This is a genomic window from Pseudomonas sp. MT92, assembly GCF_058792515.1.
On record NZ_JBXAFA010000004.1, the window covers coordinates 323,557 to 345,315 of the forward strand.

At 62.6% G+C, this 21,759-nt stretch carries 16 protein-coding genes; 3 read left to right on the forward strand and 13 right to left on the reverse strand.

The window, feature by feature from the left end:
- Positions 1 to 3: 3 nt before the first annotated feature.
- On the forward strand, positions 4 to 1,032 hold the full coding sequence (gene dmpG, locus AC1Q6D_RS09820; RefSeq protein WP_047529071.1) for a 4-hydroxy-2-oxovalerate aldolase: 1,029 nt from the start codon (positions 4 to 6) through the stop codon (positions 1,030 to 1,032).
- Between the two features lie 85 nt (positions 1,033 to 1,117).
- Here the strand turns inward: dmpG and AC1Q6D_RS09825 are convergent, their stop codons facing one another.
- The 11 genes from AC1Q6D_RS09825 to AC1Q6D_RS09875 form a co-directional block, all read right to left on the reverse strand.
- Complete coding sequence (locus AC1Q6D_RS09825) at positions 1,118 to 1,951, reverse strand: SDR family NAD(P)-dependent oxidoreductase (RefSeq protein WP_103403166.1); 834 nt, start codon at positions 1,949 to 1,951, stop codon at positions 1,118 to 1,120.
- 11 nt (positions 1,952 to 1,962) lie between these two features.
- Positions 1,963 to 2,730 carry an SDR family oxidoreductase gene (locus AC1Q6D_RS09830; protein ID WP_103403167.1) on the reverse strand — a complete coding sequence of 256 codons (768 nt, stop codon included), beginning with the start codon at positions 2,728 to 2,730 and terminating at the stop codon, positions 1,963 to 1,965.
- 206 nt (positions 2,731 to 2,936) lie between these two features.
- Positions 2,937 to 4,172 (reverse strand): helix-turn-helix transcriptional regulator, encoded by a 1,236-nt coding sequence (locus AC1Q6D_RS09835; protein ID WP_103403168.1) that lies wholly within the window; start codon positions 4,170 to 4,172, stop codon positions 2,937 to 2,939.
- 184 nt (positions 4,173 to 4,356) lie between these two features.
- A complete protein-coding gene (locus tag AC1Q6D_RS09840; protein WP_103403169.1) occupies positions 4,357 to 6,780 on the reverse strand; it encodes an efflux RND transporter permease subunit in 2,424 nt (807 codons plus the stop codon).
- 14 nt (positions 6,781 to 6,794) lie between these two features.
- On the reverse strand, positions 6,795 to 7,781 hold the full coding sequence (locus AC1Q6D_RS09845) for a WD40/YVTN/BNR-like repeat-containing protein (protein WP_103403170.1): 987 nt from the start codon (positions 7,779 to 7,781) through the stop codon (positions 6,795 to 6,797).
- Positions 7,782 to 8,166: 385 nt separating this feature from the next.
- On the reverse strand, positions 8,167 to 9,117 hold the full coding sequence (locus AC1Q6D_RS09850) for a bifunctional OB-fold nucleic acid binding domain-containing protein/MaoC family dehydratase (protein ID WP_103403171.1): 951 nt from the start codon (positions 9,115 to 9,117) through the stop codon (positions 8,167 to 8,169).
- A 4-nt stretch (positions 9,118 to 9,121) separates the two neighbouring features.
- On the reverse strand, positions 9,122 to 10,333 hold the full coding sequence (locus AC1Q6D_RS09855; protein WP_047529057.1) for a thiolase family protein: 1,212 nt from the start codon (positions 10,331 to 10,333) through the stop codon (positions 9,122 to 9,124).
- A gap of 93 nt (positions 10,334 to 10,426) precedes the next feature.
- Positions 10,427 to 12,097, reverse strand: coding sequence for a DUF1302 domain-containing protein (locus AC1Q6D_RS09860; protein WP_103403172.1), 1,671 nt, complete (start codon positions 12,095 to 12,097; stop codon positions 10,427 to 10,429).
- Positions 12,098 to 12,163: 66 nt separating this feature from the next.
- Positions 12,164 to 13,249: an MBL fold metallo-hydrolase gene (locus AC1Q6D_RS09865; RefSeq protein WP_103403173.1), complete on the reverse strand. Its 1,086-nt coding sequence runs from the start codon at positions 13,247 to 13,249 to the stop codon at positions 12,164 to 12,166.
- A complete protein-coding gene (locus AC1Q6D_RS09870) occupies positions 13,242 to 15,095 on the reverse strand; it encodes a long-chain-acyl-CoA synthetase (protein WP_103403174.1) in 1,854 nt (617 codons plus the stop codon). Before AC1Q6D_RS09870 ends, AC1Q6D_RS09865 begins: the two co-directional genes overlap by 8 nt.
- Complete coding sequence (locus tag AC1Q6D_RS09875; protein ID WP_103403175.1) at positions 15,092 to 16,177, reverse strand: alkene reductase; 1,086 nt, start codon at positions 16,175 to 16,177, stop codon at positions 15,092 to 15,094. The genes AC1Q6D_RS09870 and AC1Q6D_RS09875 overlap by 4 nt, the downstream gene beginning before the upstream one ends.
- Positions 16,178 to 16,476: 299 nt before the next feature.
- Here AC1Q6D_RS09875 and AC1Q6D_RS09880 point away from each other — a divergent pair, with 299 nt between their 5' ends.
- Positions 16,477 to 17,805 (forward strand): spinster family MFS transporter, encoded by a 1,329-nt coding sequence (locus tag AC1Q6D_RS09880; protein WP_103403176.1) that lies wholly within the window; start codon positions 16,477 to 16,479, stop codon positions 17,803 to 17,805.
- Positions 17,806 to 17,876: 71 nt separating this feature from the next.
- Complete coding sequence (locus AC1Q6D_RS09885; RefSeq protein ID WP_047529047.1) at positions 17,877 to 18,308, forward strand: nuclear transport factor 2 family protein; 432 nt, start codon at positions 17,877 to 17,879, stop codon at positions 18,306 to 18,308.
- A 160-nt stretch (positions 18,309 to 18,468) separates the two neighbouring features.
- Here AC1Q6D_RS09885 and AC1Q6D_RS09890 read toward each other — a convergent pair whose 3' ends face one another.
- Together AC1Q6D_RS09890 and AC1Q6D_RS09895 are read right to left on the reverse strand one after the other, a co-directional pair.
- The gene (locus tag AC1Q6D_RS09890; protein WP_178083099.1) at positions 18,469 to 19,851 is read right to left on the reverse strand and encodes a DUF1329 domain-containing protein; all 1,383 of its coding nucleotides are present in this window, start codon (positions 19,849 to 19,851) and stop codon (positions 18,469 to 18,471) included.
- A 90-nt stretch (positions 19,852 to 19,941) separates the two neighbouring features.
- Positions 19,942 to 21,621: a class I adenylate-forming enzyme family protein gene (locus AC1Q6D_RS09895; RefSeq protein WP_103403178.1), complete on the reverse strand. Its 1,680-nt coding sequence runs from the start codon at positions 21,619 to 21,621 to the stop codon at positions 19,942 to 19,944.
- Positions 21,622 to 21,759: the final 138 nt, after the last annotated feature.

Consider the following 21,759-nt stretch of genomic DNA (forward strand, 5'->3'; position numbering starts at 1 on the left):
ACCATGGATCTTCGCGGCAAAAGCATTACCGTTCACGACATGTGCCTGCGCGACGGCATGCACCCCAAGCGTCATCAGATCAGTCTGCAACAGATGAAGGACATTGCCTGCGGCCTCGATGCGGCCGGCGTGCCGCTGATCGAAGTGACCCATGGCGACGGCCTGGGCGGCAGCTCGGTGAACTACGGGTTCCCGGCCCACACCGATGAAGAATATTTGTCGGCAGTGATTCCGCTGATGAAAAACGCCAAGGTCTCGGCGCTGTTGTTGCCAGGTATCGGCACCGTCGATCACCTGACCATGGCCCATGAGCTGGGCGTCAACACCATTCGCGTGGCCACCCATTGCACCGAAGCCGATGTCAGCGAGCAGCATATTTCCCACGCCCGGGGGCTGGGCATGGATACCGTCGGCTTCCTGATGATGGCCCACATGAACAGCCCCGAAGGCCTGGTCAAGCAAGGCTTGCTGATGGAAAGCTACGGAGCCAACTGCATCTACCTGACCGACTCGGCCGGTTACCTGCTGCCCCATGACGTCAGCGCCCGCGTGGCGGCGATGCGCGCTGCCTTGAAGCCTGAAACCGAGATCGGTTTTCATGGCCACCACAACTTGTCGATGGGCGTGTCCAACTCCATCGCCGCGATTGCTGCCGGTGCCAACCGCATCGACGCCGCCTGCGCAGGCCTCGGTGCCGGGGCCGGCAACACGCCGATGGAAGTGCTGGTAGCGGTGTGCGACCGCATGGGCATCGACACCGGGGTCAGTGTGTTTGGCATTCAGGACGTCGCCGAAGATCTGGTGGTGCCGATCATGGACTTCCCGATCCGCAGCGACCGCGACGCGCTGACCATGGGTTACGCCGGGGTCTACGGTTCGTTCCTGCTGTTCGCCAAGCGCGCCGAGAAGAAGTACGGCGTTTCCGCGCGGGAAATCCTCGTCGAGATGGGGCGCCGCGGAATGGTCGGCGGCCAGGAAGACATGATCGAAGACACTGCCATGACCCTGGCACGTCAACGCAAGCAGGCCTGAAACCGACGTTGATCGTTCGCACAACCGTGGGAACGATCAACGACCGCAGGCGCGAGGATTGCCCGCGAACCAACAGATCAACAGATCAACGCCAATCGGCGACGATGCCATGCTCCAGCGCAAACGGCTGCGCGGCAATCGTGCGGCGTTGAAACTGCGGTGCCTGTTCGGACGTGGCCAGCCATAGCATGACCGCCGCCGGGACATGGGGTGGCGCACTGCCGGCGCGCAGCGCGATCAATCCCTTGTCGCCGATGGTGGCCTTGAGCGCTTCAGTGGTCACTACCCCCGGATTGAGGGTGTAGGCACGGACGCCAAGATCCCCCAACTCCGTGGCCAGCACGCCGGACAACCGCGACACCGCTGCCTTGCCAGCACCGTAGGCATAACCCCAGCCCCCCTTGCCCGCCGCCACCGGTGGATCGCTTTCGCCGGCGCCCGAGGTGACGTTGATCACCACTCCGCCGCCGCGCGTCACCATGTGCTCGGCCACCGCCCGGGTCAGCAGGAACGGGGTCAGGATGTAGCCCTTGAACATCCGCTCCAGGGTTTGCGCCTGCAGGTCCATGAACCCGGCATTGAGGTCACTGCCCTGATAGATCGCGTTGTTGATCAGCACGTCGATGCGCCCGTACTCGGCCAGTACCGCCTCGCAGGCGTCGAGCGCCGAAGCGCTGTCGAGCAGGTCCATCGGCACCACGAGAACCCGGCAACCGAGTTCGCGCAACGCCTGGGCAGTGCCGTTGAGGCTGCCGGCCAGCGGCGCCCCGTTGGCATCGCGCAGGGCGTGTTCATGGTGTTCGCCTTCGTTGAGGGTACGGGCGCTGATCGCCAGGTCGAAACCGGCACGGGCGAACGCCAGTGCCGCCTCGCGACCAATACCCCGGCTGGCGCCGGTAATGAATGCCACTTTATTCATGGGTATTCCTTTTAGAAGCGCGAGGCGCGGACCATGGCGTCCATGCCGCCGTCGACGAACACCACGCTGCCATGGACGAACGAGGCTTGCGGCGATTGCAGGAAGGCCACCACCGAGGCGATCTCGTCAGGCCGGCCGGCGCGACCCAGGGGGGCGACGAATTCGCGGGTCGACTTGCCGAAGCGTTTGTCATCCAGCGAGGCCTGGTGCAAGGGCGTCTCCACCGCGCCGGGCGCTACCACGTTCAACCGCATGCCCTGCTTGCCCCAGCTGACCGCCAGGCGGCGGGCGTAGTGACTGATGGCGTATTTGGACGCGGCATAAGCGAGGTGAGGCTGGCCAAGGGTATCGGCCAACTGCAGCGAATGGGCCTCGTCACCGGCCAGCATCATTTCGATCATCGGTTGGCACTCAGGACTCGTATGAGTCGACGCGACCGAGCCGATCACCAGCGCCGCCGGCTGCCGACTCCTGGCCAGCGCGCCTTGCAAGCCATCCAGCAATTGACTGACCCCAAAGTAGTTGACCGCCAGGATCACCGAGCAGGACGGCGCCGTGACACCGACCCCGGCGCAACAGATCAGCCCGTCGAGCACCCCGCCACTCTGTTCAAGCACTTGCGCGACGGCGGCGTTGCGTCCCTGGGCGGTGGACAGGTTGGCGATCACTTCGGCGTCGCTGCGATCGATCCCGATGACCTGGTGGCCGGCCGCGCGCATGGCGGCGCTGACGGCGGCCCCGATTCCCGAGGCACTACCGGTGATGGCTGTAATAGGCATGGTGGTTCTCCGTGATAGGTCCACCCAGTATCGACAGCGCCATCGCCGGACGGCATCGTCTATGCGGACTAAAACGGGGCTGAGGTGAACCTGTTGCCGTGCGTTGGCGGTCCCCACCTGCAGGAGCGAACCGCTCGCGAAGGTGAGAACCCTTGACGCGGGCTGTCTGAAAGCCCGTTGTGTCCTCGTCTGCTGTGGTGGGCCCATTAAGCCTGGCGATAGACAGGCTCAGCCAGTTTCAGCGGCGGCACCTTGATTTTCTCGACAGCCTTCAACGCCAGCTTGGGTTTGCCCAGGGCCACCACGCTGTTAAGCAGGATGCGCACCAGCTCGGTCTGGCGGCGTACGCCAGTCTTGGAAAAGATGGAGCGCAAATGCGCCCGGGCGGTGTTGCGTCGGATGTTCAGGGCTTCGGCGGCCTCTTCCAGGGACAGGCCGTTGGTCAGTTCCATGGCCAACGCCGTCTCTGCCTTGGTCAAGTTGAACAGCTGCTTGGTCACCGCCTCGCTGGCAAGGGATTTGCTCGCCGCGTCACGGATGTACACCAGCGCCGCCGGCTGGCCCTTTTCCTCGGCCCAGTCCAGGGACGGAATCGACTCCACCACTACCCCCAGATTGACCAGCCCCGAAGGCCGGGTCACCGACATGGCTTCGGCACCCTTCGGTGCATCCGGAGCGAAAGCACCCCGAATCAAGCGTTGCAGCTCGCGGTTGTCGCTGGGATAAGTCGCCTCCAGGCGCCCGCCCACCATTTTCAGGCCGTCCGAACGCGCGAGGATTTCCTGGGCCACCGCGTTGACCTGCAACACACTGCCGCTCTCGTCGAGCACCAGGGTGGCCACCGACAAACGGCTGATGGCCTGGGAGTACAGCTCGCTCAGTGACTCGCTGCGGTCCAGAAGATTGTGCAACTGCAAGGCCCGGCGCAGGTGCGGCAGAAACATCGCGCACAGTGTCCGCTCCTGTGCGGAAAAGTTGGGAGAGCGCTTGGGCCGGGTGATGCGAAAACGCACCTTGCCGCCGTCCGGGGTGGATATGTCGGCACCCATCACATGATAAACGTCGTTGGGACCGCAGAATGTCTTGAAGTAGGCCGTGTGCTCCCACTCCGTGGAACTCATGATGTCATCGACGGCGAACACGCGATCCAGCGGCTGGTTGACGAACGGCGTGTTGGTCTGCGGGTAAGTCATGTAGTTGACGTCACCGGCACCTTCGATATCGCCGGCGATGATCATCAGGCCCATGTCAGGTTGCTCTGGCACCCGCAAGATCAGGGTGACGTAATTGGCATCGTAGACATTGAGCAGGCTCTTGAGGGCGTTGGCCATCAGTTTCGGATCGAGGGCGCCGTCGTAGACTTCGCCCACCAACTGGTTGAAACGTGTGAGGTCCAGGCCAAGACTCGCCAGGGCTTCATGGGTCAAGACAACATCTTGCATAGTCTTCTCCTCGCACGGGTAAGGACGGTGCCCTTCCCTTGTTATTTTTATAATTTCGGCTGGGGGGGAACTCAGGGTTCCCCCTCTGGACTGCAACTGGCTCGCGGGCCCGGCAACAAGACCCGCACGTCAGTCTCCCTATCGTCAGCGCCGTCCACAAGAGGCCCGGCAGGTTTATTTTTTCCTATTGGGGATCACGCGCAGCCGGGCTGTCTTTCAGCCGGAACTGACCCTGTGCAGCCGGCGGCGGACGCATGCGTTCGGAGACCAGCGGTCGCCCGCGGTTGAACCAGGCCGCCAGTGCCGGCAGGAGGAAAATCGCCCCCAACACGTTGACCAGGAACATGAAGGACAGCAATACGCCCATGTCGGCCTGGAACTTCAGCGGCGCGAATGCCCAGGTGCACACGCCAATGGACATGGTCACGGCCGTGAATACCGCCGCCGTGCCTCGTTGGCACATGGCTTCGTAGAACGCTTCGCGCAGGCTGGCGCCGCGCAGCATTTCGTGCTGAATGCGCTCATACAGGTAGATACCGTAGTCGACCCCTACCCCGACGCCCAGGGCCATAACCGGCAAGGTGGCGACTTTCAGACCGATCCCGAGCAGGGTCATCAGCGCGTTGCACAGGATCGCCACGATCGCCAGCGGTACCAGAATGCACAGCACCGCGCGGATCGACAGGAAGGTCAGCCAGCAAAACAGCGCCACCGAACCGAACAGCGCCCCCAGCATGATGACTTCAGCGCGCTTGACGGCTTCGTTGGATGCCGCCATCACGCCGACATTGCCACCGGCCAGGAGGAATTCGACCTGCGGCGAGTTGACCTCGGCAATGATCCGCTTCGCCTCATTGATCGCATGGCTCACCGTGCTGCCTTCGTGGTCGGTGAGGAACACGAGGATCTGCATCTGCTGGCAGCCGTCGGTCACCAGGCCGTCGTCCGGCATATAGGCCCTCGCGCCCTGACTGAGGCCCCGGGATGAACCGGGGATCGCTGCCCAGCGCGGATTGCCTTCGTTATTGCCGGCAATGACCCGCTTGCCCATGTCCGCCACGCTCTGGATCGACTGCACACCGGGGACTGTGCGCATGCGGAAATCGAAGGCCTCCACCGCGCGCATCACCGCCGGGGAAAGGCAGCCTTCCTCGACGCCTTTGACCTGGACGAACACCGACATCACATCGAGGCCGATCGCGTAGCTGTTGATGATCTTGCCGTTGTCCAGGTTGTAGCGCGAATCGGCACGCAGCTCTGGCGCACCCGCGCCGACATCGCCCACCGCCAGGTCGCGAGCCTTCCAGGCCCCGGCCGCCAACAGCAACAGACTGATGGCAAACACCCCCAGCGCAGGCCCCGGTTCAGCGAGTGCCGACAGGCGCCACCACAGGCGGTGCTTGCCTTCCGGCCTCGATTGCGCCCGGCGCAACAGCGCGGGTTCCAGGTGCAACCAGGAAATAATGATCGGCAGCATGAGTTTGTTGGTGACGATCATCAGGATCACGCCGATGCAGGCGGTTACGCCCAGTTCGTGGACGATCGGAATGTCGATCAGCATGATCACCGCAAACCCCAGGGCATTCATCAGCAAGGCCAGGGAACCGGGGATAAAAATCTTGCAGAATGCCGTGCGCGCCGCGCCCAGTGAGCTGCTCCCGGCCAGGACGTCCTGCTTCCAGGCGTTGGTCATCTGCACCGCATGGGACACGCCGATGGAAAAAATCAGGAACGGCACCAGGATCGACATCGGATCGATGCCTAACCCCAGCAGCGGCAACAGGCCCAGCAGCCAGACCACCGGCAGCAACGCCACCACGAGCGCCACCACCGTCAGGCGCAGGGAGCGCGAATACAGCCACAACAGCAAACCCGTGATCACGAACGCCACGACAAAAAAGCCGATCACCGTATTCAAGCCTTCGACCACATCGCCCACCAGTTTGGCGAAGCCGACGATATTGATCTCGATATCCGGGCTGTTGTACTTGGCGCGGATCTCTTCCAGGCGCTTGGCGATCTCGACATAGGACACCGGCTTGCCGGTCATGGGATCGGTGTCCTGCAGGTCGGCGCGGACCATCGCCGACTTCAGGTCATTGGCCACCAGGCGGCCCACCTGGCCGGAGGCCGCGGTGTTGCTGCGCACTTGCGCCAGGTCTTCGGCAGTGCCGCTGAAGCGCGGCGGCACCACCACATCGCCGAAGAACCCTTCTTCGGTAATTTCGATATAGCGCACGTTGGCGGTAAACAGCGACGTCACGCTGGGACGGCTGACCCCGGAGATGAAAAACACATCGTCAGTGACTTTGCGCAGGGTCTCCAGGTACTCGGTGTTGTAGATATCGCCCTCGCCCTTCCAGTGCACGCTGACCAGCAGGCGGTTGGCGCCGGTGAAGTAGCGGCTGAACTTTAGAAAATTGACCATGTATGCGTGGGTGACCGGGATCTGTTTGTTGAACCCCGGATCCAGCTGTGTGTGGGTGGCGCTGTAGCCCAGGCCCAGGGTGACCAGCACAAACAACACCAGCAGTCCCTTGCGCCAGGCCATCAAGTGGTCGGCGGCCGTTTCGACGCAGCGCGTCACCCAGTGTTTACCTTGATTCATTGCCCGCCTCTCATTTACTGGGTGGCCTGTGTGGCCTCTAAAGCAGCGACGCTGCCACCTGAACCTTGCAGTACACCGCGCTCACCGCCGACCAGCAGGCGTGAGCCGACCATCGTCGCCGAGGTCAGCGTGCCCAACCCTGCCAGACGGCTGACACCGAGCAACGCGCCCTGTGCATTCAGGTGTACTACCGAGCTGCCGGCACCGACGATGACTAACCCTGAGCGGTCGGGCAGCACCACATGGCCGTACAGCGGCAGTTGGTTGCCGAGGTTGATCCGGGTCCAGTTGTCGCCAAAGTCATGGCTGACGAAGACATGCCCGCGCATGCCATAGGTCACCCAGGTGTCCGCGCTCAAGCGCACGATGCCGAACAGCGATCCGCTGTAGAACGCCGGCACGGTTTGCCAGTGCTGGCCAGCATCGGTCGTGCGCAGTACCAGGCCCTGCTCGCCCACCAGCATGCGGCGACCATCGCTGCCGCCGGCCATGCTGTTGAGGTGCGCGTTGTCGATATCCAGGGCGTGGGGCGCCCAGGTCTGCCCGGCATCGGTCGATTGATAGAACTTGCCGAAACTGCCGAAGGCCATGACCTTGTCGCCGCCAGCGGTCCAGAGGCCCAGCAGCGGTTCGCCCAGATCGGCGTCGTAGCGTGCTTCCTGCCAGTGGCTTCCGGCGTCCATGGATCGCAGGATCCAGCCGTCATGCCCGACGGCCAGCAAACGTTTGTCGTCCAGTGCCACCACGGCAGTCAACGTGGCGTTGCGCTGGGTCGCGACGCTGGCAGGCTGCCAACTGACGCCCTGGTCATCACTGAGCAGGATGCTGCCTCGCTCACCTACGGCGACCACGCGCGAGCCAAGATTGAGCAGGCCGTTGATCTGCACACGGTCCGCGCGCGTGGCCAACAACTCTGCCTGAGGCGCAGATTTGGGGGAAAAGGTGTAGCCAATGGTCAGGGCGACCACCAGGCAGACCAGGTAACCGATCACTGAGCGCATGGGCAACGCTCCTGTTCGGGGCACGTTTGCATAGGGCAAGTCATAGGGCCAATCCTCTTGTTCTTGTCAGGCGCCAGGGCATGCGAGGCAAGCCACGTGGGTCTCGCCTCTGAGGGGATAGTCGGGGGTAGGTTCGTTTGAAACATCGTCCAAATGGCTTATGCAATGGCGCAAATGCCTTAGAGGACCTGGGAGGGAGCGGGCTTGCGCCGAACGGTATGCCGACGAAGGGACCTGACAGCCGGACTGCGTTCGCGGATGTACGTGCGCGCCCTTGCAGGCGCGAGCCTGCTCGCGAATAACGCCAGGACAACACGGGCATTCAGACAGCCCGCGTTATCGTTGACGACCATCGCGAGCAGGCTCGCGCCTGCTATACCAACGATCAGGCGAGGTAGAGAATCACCAGGTCGTTGATCACCGACGGCCGATCCTGGCCAACCACGTGGGTGTTCAGTTCCAGGGTCAACTGGGTGCCGCGCGCGGAGATCTCGACTTTTTTCACCCGTGCCCGCGCATGGATGCGCGAGCCGGCCGGCACTGGCGCGGGGAAGCGCAAGCGGTCGGAACCGTAGTTGATCTGGGTGCTGAAACCGGTGATTTCGAAATCCAGCTTCATTTTCATCCGCGACTGCAACACTTGCACCAGCGCGCCGTGGGCGATGGTGCCGCCAAACGGGCTGTGCAGGCGCGCCCGCTCGGGATCGGTGTGAATCCAGTAATCGTCTCCCGACAACTGGGCAAACGCATCGATCAACGCCTGGTCGACCACCACGACGTTGCTCCAGTCGCTGAACTGCTCGCCGACAAGGCTCTGCAAGGCCGGCCCGTCGTTGAGGTCGATTTGTCGGGCAGCCGGTTGTTCTGACGCCACGGGTGCCGGTTCACTTTCCTGCGCAGGCAGCGGTTCAAGGCTCGCCGCATCCTTGTCTACGCCGGTAAAGCGCAGCAGGCGGTTGCCCTTGGCGTCGACTTCGGCGAACACCGGCTGCAACGGCATGCCGATGCGGATTTCGTCCTCCGCCAGGCCGACCAGATTGGTGTTGATGCGCACACCCTGGGCCAGTTCAACCACCGCCAGTTTCTGCGGCATCTCGTCCATGAAGTCGGGCAACGTGGCGATGCGCGTCACGGTATAGCTGTACAGCGTCGCGGTGCCATCGACTTCGCGCCAGGCCAGGTCATGTTCCAGGCAGGCCGTGCAATGCCGGCGCGGGTAGAAGTTCCAGTGCTCGCAGGCGTTGCATTGCTGGATCAACAGGCGACGAGCCTTCAGGCCCTCCCAGAACGGTGCGGAGATCTGCGTCGCGACCGGCATCGGTTTGTTGTTGGACATGTGCTTATGCTCCCTGAAGTATCAATGCGCCCTGCTCGCTCATCACGCCACCGGTACCGGAGACGTAGACGTTGTCACAGCGCCCCAGTTGGCGTTCGCCGGCTGTGCCCGCGATCTGCGTGACCGCCTCGATCACCTGGCTCATGCCGCCAGCCGAAGCCGACTGGCCGAAACTGAGTTGCCCGCCGTGGGTGTTCATCGGGAAATCGCCGCGCCAGGTCAGGTCGTGCTCACGCACGAATGCCATGCCCTCGCCCTTGGCACAGAAACCGGCATCCTCCAGGGTCAGCAAGGTGGTGATGGTGTAGCAGTCGTAGATCTGCGCGGCGTCGACATCCGCGGGTTTGATCCCGGCCATGGCAAAGGCCCTTTGGGATGCAGGGCCAATCGGCGTATTGATCATGTCCTGGGCATAGGACGGCGACTTGAACGCCAGGTGTTCGCCAAACCCGGTAATGAACGCCGGACGTTTGCGGCACCGTGCGGCCACTTCCTTGCTGGTGATAATCAATGCGGCGCCACCGGCCACCGGCATGACGATTTCGAGGACGTGCAGCGGGTCGGCGACCATTTTGCTCGCCAACACCTGTTCGATGGTCAATGGCTGGCCATAAAACATGGCCTGCGGGTTGGCCAGGGCATTGGTGCGCTGGTCGACGGCGATTTTGGCCATCGCTCGCTGGTCGTAATCGTATTGTGCGGCGTAACGCTGAGCGATCATCGCGTAACCGGTGTTCTGGCCCATGTGCCCGTATGGCAGGTCGAACTCGGCTTCAGGTGCGCCAAACGCCGTGCTGTGCCCGCCGTAGCGCATCGACCGGGCCATCCAGCCCGGGTCCTCGTCGGGGCCGAACGGCGCCATGCGTGCAGGGATGACGCACAACACGGCCTGGCACAGGCCCAGCTCGATCGCGGCGGCAGCGCGCCAGACCATGCCCACCGAGGTGCAGCCCCCCAGATCCACCACTTCCGCGAAGTTCAGGCGCAAGCCCAGGTATTCAGCAGCCATGGCTGGCACGAACACCGAGGCTTCATGAAAATGCGGGCCGTTGATCACCAGCCCGTCGAGGTCCGATGCCTTGAGTCCGGCATCCCGCAGGGCCTGGGCCGCCAGGTCGGCGACCTGCTCCAGGTGAAACATCTTGGGCGCGGTGGCGTATTTTTCCGGTTTGTATTGCGCAGTGCCAACAATGGCCGCGTGCCCTTTAAGCCCCATAGTGCCTCCCTGCCGAAGCGTACTCGCCACGGCGATTTCCAGTTGGTAAAGAGGACCGGGCACGCGTGAGCGCCCCGGCCCTTGAGCGGTCGATCAGAAGGTGTACTTCATCGAGAACGTGGCGTAGTCGCGGTCAGCATAGGGACGCTTGATCGGGTCGGCTTCACCCAGGTAGGCGATGTACTTCAAACCGAGTTCCAGGTTGCCCAGGTACTTGAAGGTCGTCCCGGCGCTCAGGCGTCGGTCTCCCTCGATACCGGAGATACTGCCGGCCATGGGCGTCGATCCGCTGAAGACGTTGGAGAAGCTGAAGGGGACTTCCAGATCCCAGCCTTGGAAAACTCCCGGATAACTGAACGATGCGCCCACGGTGTAGGCACTGGAGGACTTGGTGCGCATGCCTGCGCTGGTGTTGTAGGTATAGTCATCGGAAGGCGCCACTAGATTGGCCACGGAAGGCAGCAGGTTCAGGCCTTGCAGGTTGGGGGCCGCCGAAACGGATTCAACGCTGTCGACCTGCACGCGAATGATTTCGCCAGTCAGGGTGGTCTGGCTGGCCCATGGGCGGTCGCCCAGGATGCGCATCGCCGACAATTGCATTTGCTGACCCTTGCCCCGAGCCGGAACCGCGCCAAGTCCTGTATTGACCATCACCGGCGCGCCGTCACGGTACGACCATTCGGCACCGACCTGGGTATCGCCAAGCTTGGTCGAGGCGCTGATGCCGGTCAGCTTGATGTCCTCGAAGTACTTGATCCGGTAACCATTGGACGTCAGGGCGTACCTGCCGCCGCCGACCGGTAACGGGTCGTAGCCGACCTGGGCCGTGGCCGGGTTCTTGTCGTGATAGTTGACGTGGAACAGCGACAGTTCCAGGGCCGGCACCGGACGGTAACGGACTTGCACACCCCACTGGCCGCCATCGCGCGGTTCGTCGGTGCCGCGATAAGCGATCTTCTGGCCGTTTGCATAAATGAACTCGCGGCCCGGCCCGACCACGTCGCTGCTCGACAGGTAGCTGCCCACCGGCGGCAACTCGGTGCCCTTCCATTCATATTGCACATAAGCACCGAAGGTGATGCTGGGATTGAGGCGGAACGAGCCGGAGAACTGGCCAACCGGCAACAAGATTTCCTTGACCTCCACCCCCGGCTGCGAAGCCTTGACGGCGTCGGACGGGTTCTGCACGCCATTCACGCCCGGGTAATACAGGCTTTCGCCCCAGGACTCGATATGCCGCCCGGCCTTGACGTCGAGCATGGTGTTGTTATCGAAGCGCCAGCCACTGAACACATAGGCATCCAGCAAACGGGTCCGGCCACCACTGTAATAGCGGGTGTCGCTGGTGAACTCGTCGTTGCGCCCGGTCTTGTTGACCGTGCCGGGGGAATCGTTATCGTTTTCCCGGTGGTAGACGTCATCGTAGAAGGTACTGCCCCGCACCACTGCGCCATAGTTATCCTTGCGCAGAATCATTTCGCCGAGGGCGCCCACACGATTGGTCGTCAGGCTGCCACGATCGAAGTTGCGATTGGCGTCGTCAGCGTTGACGTTGCTCAGCAAGCGATTGCTTTGCTCGCCAGTGCGCACACCGATGCCGTAGCTGGTAGTCACCGACCAGTCCATGGTCAACCCGTTGTCGAACTCGATTGTCTCTCCGGCCCATACCGGCGTGGTCGCCAGCGTAATCGCCGCCGCCAGGCTGCCGAGCTGGAATGCGCCCGAAACCATGACCGTAGAGTTATTGTTGTTTTTGTTGATCACACTTTCTCTCCTCTAGGGCAGCCGAAAGCTGCCTGGAATGTTCAACACTGCCGCCGTGCCGCCCGCTCAGAACACCTTGAGTGGTGTCGTTGCGCACGCTCCCCTTACAGCGCGCCGGTAGCGATATCGCCCCCGGTCCTCTTCCCGCACCAGCGACCCTTCGGCCACCAGGTAGTTGGCATGCGCCAACGTTTCGCCAAGTGCCATCAGCTCGTCGAAACGACCGGACAACCTGGTGAATAAAACGGCCATTAGTTCGAGTGCCGTGCGCGGCTCGTCACAGTTGGCCAGCAGCAGCGCCAGATGCGCCCGGTGATGCGCCTCCAGTTGATCCAGGCGCTGATGCAAATTGAAGAAAGGCCGCTCGTGTGCCGGCAGTACCAGCACGCTGTCGGGCAAGGCGCGCAAATGCTCGATGGACTCGAGCCAGTCGCGCAGCGGGTTGGCCAAGGGTTCGGTGGCATGCACGCCAACGGTGGAGGTGATGCGCGGCAGCACCTGATCGCCGGAGATCAGCAAGCCGTCATCGGCGGCGTACAGACAGGCGTGCTCCGGCGAATGGCCACGACCGACGACCACTTGCCAGGTACGACCGCCGATTTCCAGGACGCTGCCTTCGCGCAGACGGCGGAAATGGTTCAGGGGCGCGGGCAAGAAATGCGCATTGCTCATCACCCCGAACATTTCGCTGCTCTGCTCGTCAGTGACGCCGGCCTTGCGATAAAAATCGAGAAAGTCCCAGCCCACCGGTTGGCCGGCGGGAAACCGCACATGCAACGACTGGAACTCGCTGGCGGTCATGTACACCGGGCACTGAAAGCGCTCCGACAGCCAGGCCGCCACACCAGCGTGGTCGGAGTGAAAGTGGGTGCAAACCACCGCCAGCAAAGGCTGGCCTGCACAGACCTCAGTTAGCACACGGTCCCAGACTTCACGGCTCTGTTCGGTGTTCATGCCGGTGTCCACCGCGATCCAGCCGTTGGTGTGGCGCAGCAGGTAGAGATTGATGTGATCCAGGCGAAACGGCAGCGGCATGCGCAGCCAGAAAACCCCCGGCGCCACTTCGAGCACTTTTCCGGCTTCGGGCGCCTGTGGCCACGGATAGCGAAGGCCGCTGCGCAGCTCGTGACCGTTCTCGTCGAGATCAGTCATGGCTGGCCACCGCGAACGGTGCAAGGCCGGCTCGCGTCAGGGCCTGAGGCGAATACGGCACATAGGACCGGGTTTGCTCGTCGCGGATGAACAGTGGGTCGCTGCAGCGAGTCGGACAGTAGCCCTGGCGCTGCAGATCGACCTTGCGCAACTTGAAGCTGGCGGTCAGGTCGGCCGTCCGGGCGACCCGCACGAATACCGGGGCCGCATAACGCGGCAGACGCGCCTCGGTCAGGGCAAACAGCGCGTCGGGATCGAAGGAATGGCCCGGTTGCATCAGCACCGCCGCCATACCGGCGCGTCCTTCATGCCCCGGGACCTGGACGCCGTAGATGTTGATCAGTTCAAGCCCTGGCAGATCGCTCAGTGCATCGGCGACTTCCTGGGTCGACACGTTTTCGCTTTTCCAGCGGTAGGTGTCACCGATGCGGTCGACGAAATAGCAGTAACCGTCCGCGTCTTCGCGCAGCAAGTCACCGGAGCTCCAATAGGCGTCGCCCTCGCGCAGCACGTTGCGGCGGATCTTGCTCTCGGTGGCTTCGGCCGAGGTATAGCCCTCGAAACGCCCGCCGCCAATCTGCGGGTGATCGACGATAAAACCCATCGCCTCGCCGATCTCACCCACTTTGCAGACTTGATAGAAACCGTTTTCGTCCCGTGGGTGGCAGTCGTTCTCGACGTCGTAACGCACCAGCCGCAGGTTGGTCTTGTTCCAGTCCGGCACGCGACCGCAGGAGCCAACGTAGTTGTCGACGTTAATAACCGCGGCATTGGCCTCGGTGGCCCCCCAGCCCTCGAACACCTGGATCGGCCCGAAGCGTTCCAGCCAGCGCTGCCAGGTGTCCGGCGACAGGCCCGCGCCGAGCATGCAGCGCAGGGTGTGCTGACGGTCGTGGGCTTGTTGCGGTTGATTGAGCAGATAGCGGCAGATTTCGCCGATGTACTGGAAGATGCTAATCCGGTGACGTGCCACATCTTTCCAGAATTCGCGCACGCTGAACTTGCGGCGCACCACGATGGCGGCCCCGGCCCGCAACGCGGTGGAGGTCACTGAGGTGGCGGCGGCGCCGTGGTACAGCGGCAAGCAGCAATAAAAGACGTCGTCGCAAGTGGCTTGCAGGGTGACTTCCATCACATCGCCGGAGGACATCCAGCGCATATGGCTGTAGCGCGCCGCCTTGGGCAAACCGGTGGTACCCGAGGTGAAGATCAGCAGGGTTGGCGTCTGTGCATCGATGTGGGCGCGGATATCACGGGGGAACGGTGTACGCGGCGCTTTTTCCAGGCGCGCATCGAAATGTCCGTCGATGCCTTTGGGCAGCGCTTCTGTCCAGGGATTTTCCGGGTCTCGGATCAGCCAGCACGGCAGTTCCGGAAAACCTTCGGTGGCCTGCACGTTAGCCAGGCACTCTTCGCCGACAACCAACGCCTTGGCGTCAGTGGTCTGCAACGCATGGAGCAGCGGGCGGCCGCTGACCTGGGTATTGATAAAGGCCACTACCACGCCGAGCTTGACCAGGCCGAACCAGGTACAGAAGAACGCCGGACGGTTTTCCATGGCCAGGGCGCAGACATCGCCGGCACGCAGGCCATTGGCATAGAAGGTGTGAGCCATCTGATTGGCCCGCGCATCGACTTCGAGGTAGCTCAGGACCTGTTCGCCGTAGATCAGGAACGGGCGTTCGCCCAGTTCGCGCGCCTGATGTTCCAGGCGATCTGCCAAGGTGTAGAGGTCGCCCGGCTTGATCAGCCCGGCAGCCGCCGAGCGTTGATCCAGCAGCGCCTGGGTCTGCTCCCGTGGCACCACTTTGGTCGGCAGGACGCTGGTCAAGTCGTTCAGGTTCATTGCGCCATCTCCTGGGCGATCGCTTGATAGGCGGGGTAATCCGAGTAGCCAGCCGAGCCCGGCGTATAGAGGGTCTTGCGGTCGAAACCGCTCAGCGGCAGGCCACGCCTGAGGCGCTCCACCAGGTCGGGGTTGGCAATAAAATGACGACCGAACGACACAGCTGCCCCCTCGCCCGACGCGAGAGCGGCGCTGGCCGAAGGGCCGTCGAAACCATCGTTGAGAATCAGTGCGTGAGGACTGTGCCGACGCGCCAGGGCAAAGGCGTCGAGGTCGGCCAGGGGGGAGCGCATGATGTGCAGGTAAGCCAGGTCCAGTGCCGCCAGGGCTTCGCACAGGGCTGCAGCCGTGGCCGCCGGATCACGGTCGTCGATATCGTTGTAGGGGTTGCCGGGGCACAGTCGAAAACCGACGCGTCCGGCGCCGATCGCGCTGGCCATGGCCTCGATCACTTCCCTGGCAAAACGCACCCGCCCCGCCACATCGCCGCCATAGGCATCGTTGCGCTGGTTACTGCCCGACGCCATGAATTGCATGGGCAGATAACCGCTGGTGCAGTGCAGTTCGACACCGTCGAAGCCCGCCAGGCGCGCATTCAACGCCGCCTGGCGATAGTCATCGATAACCTTTTGAATGCCCTGCAAGGTCAGTGCCTCTGGCGTGTCGGTGTCCACCAGGCCCGCAACATCGCTGAACACCTGGGTGCGCGCGCGCAGCGCCGAAGGTGCAACCGTGGCCGCCCCGGCTGGCTTGTTGTAGTGGCTGGCGGCGCGGCCGACGTGCATCAGTTGCAGGACGATGCGCCCGCCCTCGGCATGCACCGCCTCGGTGACCTGCCGCCATCCGGCGATCTGCTCGCTGCTGTAGATGGCCGGGGTGCGGCAGTAGCCCAGGCCGCTGGCGGAAGGTGCTGTGCCTTCGGCCACGATCAACCCGGCACCGGCACGCTGACGGTAATAATCGACCATGGCGCTGCCGGGCACCGAATCGGCAAGAGCGCGACTGCGCGTCATGGGGGCCATGACAATGCGGTTGGCCAGTTGCAGCTCGCCCAGGACTACCGGCTCGAACAAGACGCTCATTTCAATACCTCAGCTTCTTATTGTTTTCTGGCTGTCAAGGGTTTGCCACGGCGGTGGCAAGCACTGACAAACCAGCGAATTGGGCTGAATGATTGACGTTGAACGCGGGCGAAACATCGTCCGACAAGACTAGGTTCGCTATCGACAAGGCGATGCCGGTGCCGCATCGTTCATGCGCAACCCGCTGACCGTTTCCGGCGACCTGGCCGGGGACGAAAAGATGGTCTGAACGGACGATGAAAAAAAGCCGCGACCGACCGAGCATCGCGACAACCAGAACAAGACCGGGAGCACCCGCAGTGAATCAATCCCCCCCCGTGACATGGCGAACGCACTACGCGCTCTTCGTGCTCGCCAGCATCTATGTGTTCAATTACATCGACCGACAGTTGATGGCGATCCTGATCGAGCCGGTGAAGCTCGAATTCGGTATTTCCGACACGGGCATCGGCCTGCTTTCCGGCGTGACCTTCGCGGTGTTCTACACCGTGTTCGGATTCCCGCTGGGACGCCTTTCGGATCGCATCGGGCGCAAGCCAGTGATTGCCTTCAGCTGCATCGCCTGGAGCCTGATGACCATGCTCTGCGGCATGGCCGGCAATTTCCTGAGCCTGGTGCTGACGCGGATCGGCGTGGCCGTCGGTGAAGCCGGCGGCACGGCACCGTCGGTGGCCATGGTTTCGGATTTGTACCCGCCGAATCGCCGCTCCACCGCGCTGTCGGTGCTGATGCTCGGTTCCAGCCTGGGGGCAATCGTGGGACTCGGGCTGGGGGGCTGGATTGCCCAGCACCACGGGTGGCGCTACGCGTTCTTGCTGATCGGTGCACCCGGGATTTTCCTCGGTTTGCTGCTATTGCTGACCGTACGTTCACCCCAGCGCGTGACGCCATTGGGCGTTGTCCCGGCGCAACAGGACAACTGGGTCAAGACACTGGCTGAACTGTTTCGCATGCCATCCTTCCTGTGTCTGGTGCTTGCCGGCGGCGCGGCAGCCATTGCCGGTTACGCCATCGGCACCTGGAGCCCGAGCTTCCTGATCCGCTCCCATGGCCTCAATCTGCAACAGGCCGGATTTCTGGTGGGGGTTGTCGGCGGTACGGGGGCGACCGTCGGCACCCTGACGTGCGGCATACTCACCGACCGCATGGCCCGACGCGATGCCGGCTGGCAAATCGGCGTGCCCTTGCTGGGCACGCTGATCAGCATTCCCTTCGCCCTGGCCTATTTCCTCTGGCCGCAAGGCACGGCGTTCATCATCGGCGGTATCGCGATACCGCAAGCCTTCCTGTTCTACAGCGTCTTCGGCTTCTTTGGCGTCTGGTGGGCAACTCCCTGCCTGAGCGCTATCACTCACCTGTTCCCCGCCACGCGCCTGGCCCAGGCCACGTCGATTTTCCTGATGTCCATGACCTTGCTGGGTGTGGGTATCGGACCATTGCTGGTGGGCATGCTGAGCGATTTTTACGTGAAAGGAATGGGCGCTGAGTCCCTGCGCTATGCCCTCGCCTCGTCGGTGTCGATGCTGGCATTGGCCAGCGTGTTTCTGGCGCTGGCGCTGCCGCGTTATCGCCAGCAGATCAAGAACCCCGCCGTGCTGCCTGCACCGATCCAAACCGCCACGGCCTGAGCCCCCTCCCCCGCGACATCGCGCCGCTGAGTCCCTGTCGGGTTCCAGCGGCTTTTTTTTTGAGGATTGCCATGAGCACCAGCGCGATACAGATCTGCAACCTGCTCTACCGCTACGCCGAGTGTATGGACAGCGGACAACTGGTCGAGGCCGCGGAGCTGTTTCGTCATGCCCGCATCAAGGTCCACAGTCAGCATTTCATTGATCACACGGCCCTGCTGCGCCTCTGGCAGCAGCGAATCAAGCTCTACCCCTGCGGCACGCCCCGCACCCGACACGTCATCAGCAACCCCATCATCGACATTGACGAGGCGTCGGGTACGGCGACGATACGCGCCTGCTACACGGTGCTGCAGGCAACTGAAGACCTGCCTTTGCAGCCCATCGCCGCCGGGCGTTATCTGGATGAATTCGAACGTGTCGATGGGGCATGGCGGTTCAGTTTTCGTGATTATTCGAAACTGGACATGCTGGGGGACTTGAAGGCGCATCTGGTGGTGTAGGTAACGGGCCAGCGCCTGCAGGTTTTCCTCACGGCGCAAGGCGCGGTCAAGAAAGCTATCTGCCAGGCTGCGATGTGGTGCGCTCACCACCGATGAGAAAGTCGTAAAAAAGCCCCGCCGGAAACCGGCAGGGCTTGGTCAACGGACATTACCGAAATGATTACCGCCCGATAGCCCGCGCCGCGTCTGCGGTGTACTGGTCAGGGGTGAATTTGCCTTCGTTGAGGATTGGCCCCTTCTTCGACTCGTTGGTCATGCCATAACCGGTGTACTGGCCGGAGTTAAGATCCATGAAGAACTGCGAACCAGCCTGCCAGCCGCTCATGTCCGGGTGGTAGAAGTAGTTGATCATGGCGTGTTTCCACAGCTGCCCGCGGGCGTCGTAGTTGTCGGCCATCACCGCGTTCCAGGTGTCTTCGTCGATGAACAGCACGCGCTTGCCATAGACATGGCGAAAGCCTTCCTTCAAGTCCGCTTCCAGCACCCACACACGGCGCAATTCATAGCGCATGAAATCAGGATTGGGGTGGTTGGGTGTCAGGATGTCGGCGTACTTGACGGTTCCAGTGTTCGCCTTGAACGCGTTGGCCGGGCTGTAGATCTCGCGCTTGCCGATCAGTTTCCAGGTATAGCGCTCCGGTGAACCGTTGAACAAACGGTCTTCGTCGACGGTCATGGTGCCGTTGGTGCCGATCATTGGCTGATCGTAACCGTAGCCCGGCAATTGCCGTACGCGCCGGGTTGAAGGGCTGTAGGACCAGGCCTGACGCGCATCGGTGCCGTAGTTGTAGGGTTCATGGGCAATGCTGAGGGTGCCGTTGTCTCGGGCCGGTTTGAGGGTCATGTTGTTACTCATGGCCGATAGCTTTTCTTCGGTCCGCGAGTCGGTGGTCGGCGAGTTCGCCAACGACAGGTTACGCGCGTACGCACGTCCCCAGCCGATGCTGCCGTTGGGCAGGACCGAGGCCAGATCCGTGGTTTTTTCCTCGGTGTAGGCACGTGCCGGTAGTTGGTGGTTCCACAACACTTCGGTGCCGTTCTTCGGGATCGGGAACGGTACCTGGCCAATCCCGGTGAAACCGGCGCCATCATTGACCAGTTTGGCGTGCTGCGCGTTGTCCATCACGCGGCGACAGACGTAATCGGGGTAGCGGAAATCCCGGTGGCCCGGGTAAATGTTCATTTTGTAGGTGGTCGGATACTTCTTGAGCAGCGCCTTCTGCCCTTCGGTCAGGTGCGACTCGTACTGACTCATGTTCTGCGCAGTGATCACCAGGATCGGCTTCTCGGCTGCGTAAGGATCAACGGGTTGGTCACCGGAGTACTTCACGTGATTCCAGCCCGGCACTTCACCCAGATACTTGCCGGTATAAGGCGGAATGGTGCCTTCGGCGTTACCCGCCTGCACGGCGCCGACGCACGTCAGATCCTTGCCCAGCCTGGCGGCTTCCTCAGGTGAGACCTCGGCGTACGCATAACCCGTCAGCCCGCTATTGGCTGTGAATGCGACCGCGAGCATGAGACCTGTTCTTGTTATTTTCATGTGTTGCCTCCTACGCTGATAAGGCTCTGTGGATGACCCATTGTTCGTGTTCTGCCGGCCCCAACATCGTCCGGAAAGACTAAGAAGGCGTCAGGCCCCCAAACTTTCTTGCAGTTGCGCCTTGAGCACCTTGCCGGTGGCATTGCGGGGCAAGGGTTGAAGTACCCGATACACCTGCGCCGGCACTTTGTAGGCGGCCAGGCGCTTGGCGATGAAGGCGCAGACTTGTGCCTCCCCAGGCAACGTCGATGCCTGGCCATGCACTGCCAGCCCGACCGTTTCACCCAGTAGCGGGTCGGCGATGGCGAATGCCGCCGCTTCCAGCACGCCAGGCATATCAAGAACGCAGGTTTCGATCTCGGCGGCGGAAATCTTCTCGCCGCCGCGGTTGATCAGCTCCTTGACCCTGCCGGTGATGTGGAGGAATCCCTCATCGTCGAGATAGCCGATATCGCCGGTGTCGAGCCAACCGTTGCGCAGACTTTGCGCGGTGGCCTCGGGCAGGTTCCAGTAGGCGCTCATCAGTGTGGGCGAACGCAGCCAGATCACGCCGCGGGTGTCCACCGACTGCGCCTGGTCGGGGCTGTCACCGATGCGGATATCAACGATCGGCAGCGCCCACCCTGCCGATGCCGGCTTGTAGACAAACGGATCGCCACCAATCGCCGCGCCGATCCCGTTGCTTTCGGTCAGGCCGTAGCCGGCACCGCCAATGACATCGGGCTTGATCCTGAGCATGTCGTCGAGCACGCTGGCCGATGACGCACCGCCGCCCAGGCCCAGGCCAAACAGGCTGGCGGTTTGCTCGCTGCCGAAACGCGGTGAGGCGAGCAATTGCTGCATCATCATCGGCGCGCCATTGAACTGGGTGCAGCGCTCGTCGCGAATCAGGTCGATGGCGCGTTCGACATCCCACTTGTACATCAGCATCAAGCGTCGACCACCGCGCAGTGCCGACAAGAACTGCGCATGCAAGCCGCTGACATGGAAAAGCGGGACCGCCGCCAGGGTCGTGGGGGCAAAACCGCTGTTGATCACCACGCCGACTCGCTCGGGCGAACTCATGGCACAGAACGCACCCTGGAATTCCAGCGCGGCCAGCGCCTGGCAGATCGCCCGGTGACTGGACACCGCGCCCTTGGCACGACTGGTGGTGCCCGAGGTGTAGAGGATCAGCGCTGGCGCATCAGGGTCGACTTCCCGGGCTGGCAACGCGACAGCCGGTTCGCTGATCAGGGCTTCGTAACTCAGGCAGTATTCGGGCAAAACGCCCTGCGCACCGACGACAATGGTCGCCCGCTGCTCCTGCGCCAGGTCTTCGCGCAAGGTGTCCAGGCGCGCTTCGTCGCCTATCAGCACGCGCGCGCCGCTGTCCTGCAACGCGTATTGCAGCTCATCGCGCAGCCCCCAACTGTTGAGCGGCACACATACACCGCCACAGCTCAGGATCGCGGCGAAGGCCACCAGCCAGGCCGGCTGGTTACGCATGGCAATCGCCACCCGCTCGCCCGGTTGCAGGCCGAATCGAGCGACGATTTGCCCGGCCAGGCGATCAACCTGATCGTAATACTGATTGAAGGTCAGGCGTTGCGACTGCCAGACAAGAAACTCACGGTCGCCGTGGACCCGACCCGCGTCGATCACTTGCAACAGGTCGTACGCAGCGTGACGAAAATAGCGTGGCCCACCATCCTCCGGCGTCACCACTTCAAAGGGCGAACCGGGGGCAATCAATTGGCGCCACGCGGTTTGCCAGCGTTCAATACTCATTTTTATTTTCTCCAGAACGGGCGGAAGACCCGTGGGTCTGCGGTGAATCTCCAAATGGGGTACGACGCCTTTGCAGGGGGGAGGCTTGCCGGCGAAAGCGGTGTATCGGGTACACCGCGTCATCCCGTTCGCCGGCAA

Bases quoted from the DNA above. Each gene is read 5' to 3' on its own strand.
- AC1Q6D_RS09830 (WP_103403167.1), bottom strand. From the start codon at position 2,730: ATGCCTATTACAGCCATCACCGGTAGTGCCTCGGGAATCGGGGCCGCC.
- AC1Q6D_RS09825 (WP_103403166.1), bottom strand. From the start codon at position 1,951: ATGAATAAAGTGGCATTCATTACCGGCGCCAGCCGGGGTATTGGTCGC.
- AC1Q6D_RS09895 (WP_103403178.1), bottom strand. From the start codon at position 21,621: ATGAGTATTGAACGCTGGCAAACCGCGTGGCGCCAATTGATTGCCCCC.
- dmpG (WP_047529071.1), top strand. From the start codon at position 4: ATGGATCTTCGCGGCAAAAGCATTACCGTTCACGACATGTGCCTGCGC.
- AC1Q6D_RS09840 (WP_103403169.1), bottom strand. From the start codon at position 6,780: ATGAATCAAGGTAAACACTGGGTGACGCGCTGCGTCGAAACGGCCGCC.
- AC1Q6D_RS09835 (WP_103403168.1), bottom strand. From the start codon at position 4,172: ATGCAAGATGTTGTCTTGACCCATGAAGCCCTGGCGAGTCTTGGCCTG.
- AC1Q6D_RS09850 (WP_103403171.1), bottom strand. From the start codon at position 9,117: ATGTCCAACAACAAACCGATGCCGGTCGCGACGCAGATCTCCGCACCG.
- AC1Q6D_RS09870 (WP_103403174.1), bottom strand. From the start codon at position 15,095: ATGAACCTGAACGACTTGACCAGCGTCCTGCCGACCAAAGTGGTGCCA.
- AC1Q6D_RS09855 (WP_047529057.1), bottom strand. From the start codon at position 10,333: ATGGGGCTTAAAGGGCACGCGGCCATTGTTGGCACTGCGCAATACAAA.
- AC1Q6D_RS09885 (WP_047529047.1), top strand. From the start codon at position 17,877: ATGAGCACCAGCGCGATACAGATCTGCAACCTGCTCTACCGCTACGCC.
- AC1Q6D_RS09890 (WP_178083099.1), bottom strand. From the start codon at position 19,851: ATGAAAATAACAAGAACAGGTCTCATGCTCGCGGTCGCATTCACAGCC.
- AC1Q6D_RS09865 (WP_103403173.1), bottom strand. From the start codon at position 13,249: ATGACTGATCTCGACGAGAACGGTCACGAGCTGCGCAGCGGCCTTCGC.
- AC1Q6D_RS09875 (WP_103403175.1), bottom strand. From the start codon at position 16,177: ATGAGCGTCTTGTTCGAGCCGGTAGTCCTGGGCGAGCTGCAACTGGCC.
- AC1Q6D_RS09845 (WP_103403170.1), bottom strand. From the start codon at position 7,781: ATGCGCTCAGTGATCGGTTACCTGGTCTGCCTGGTGGTCGCCCTGACC.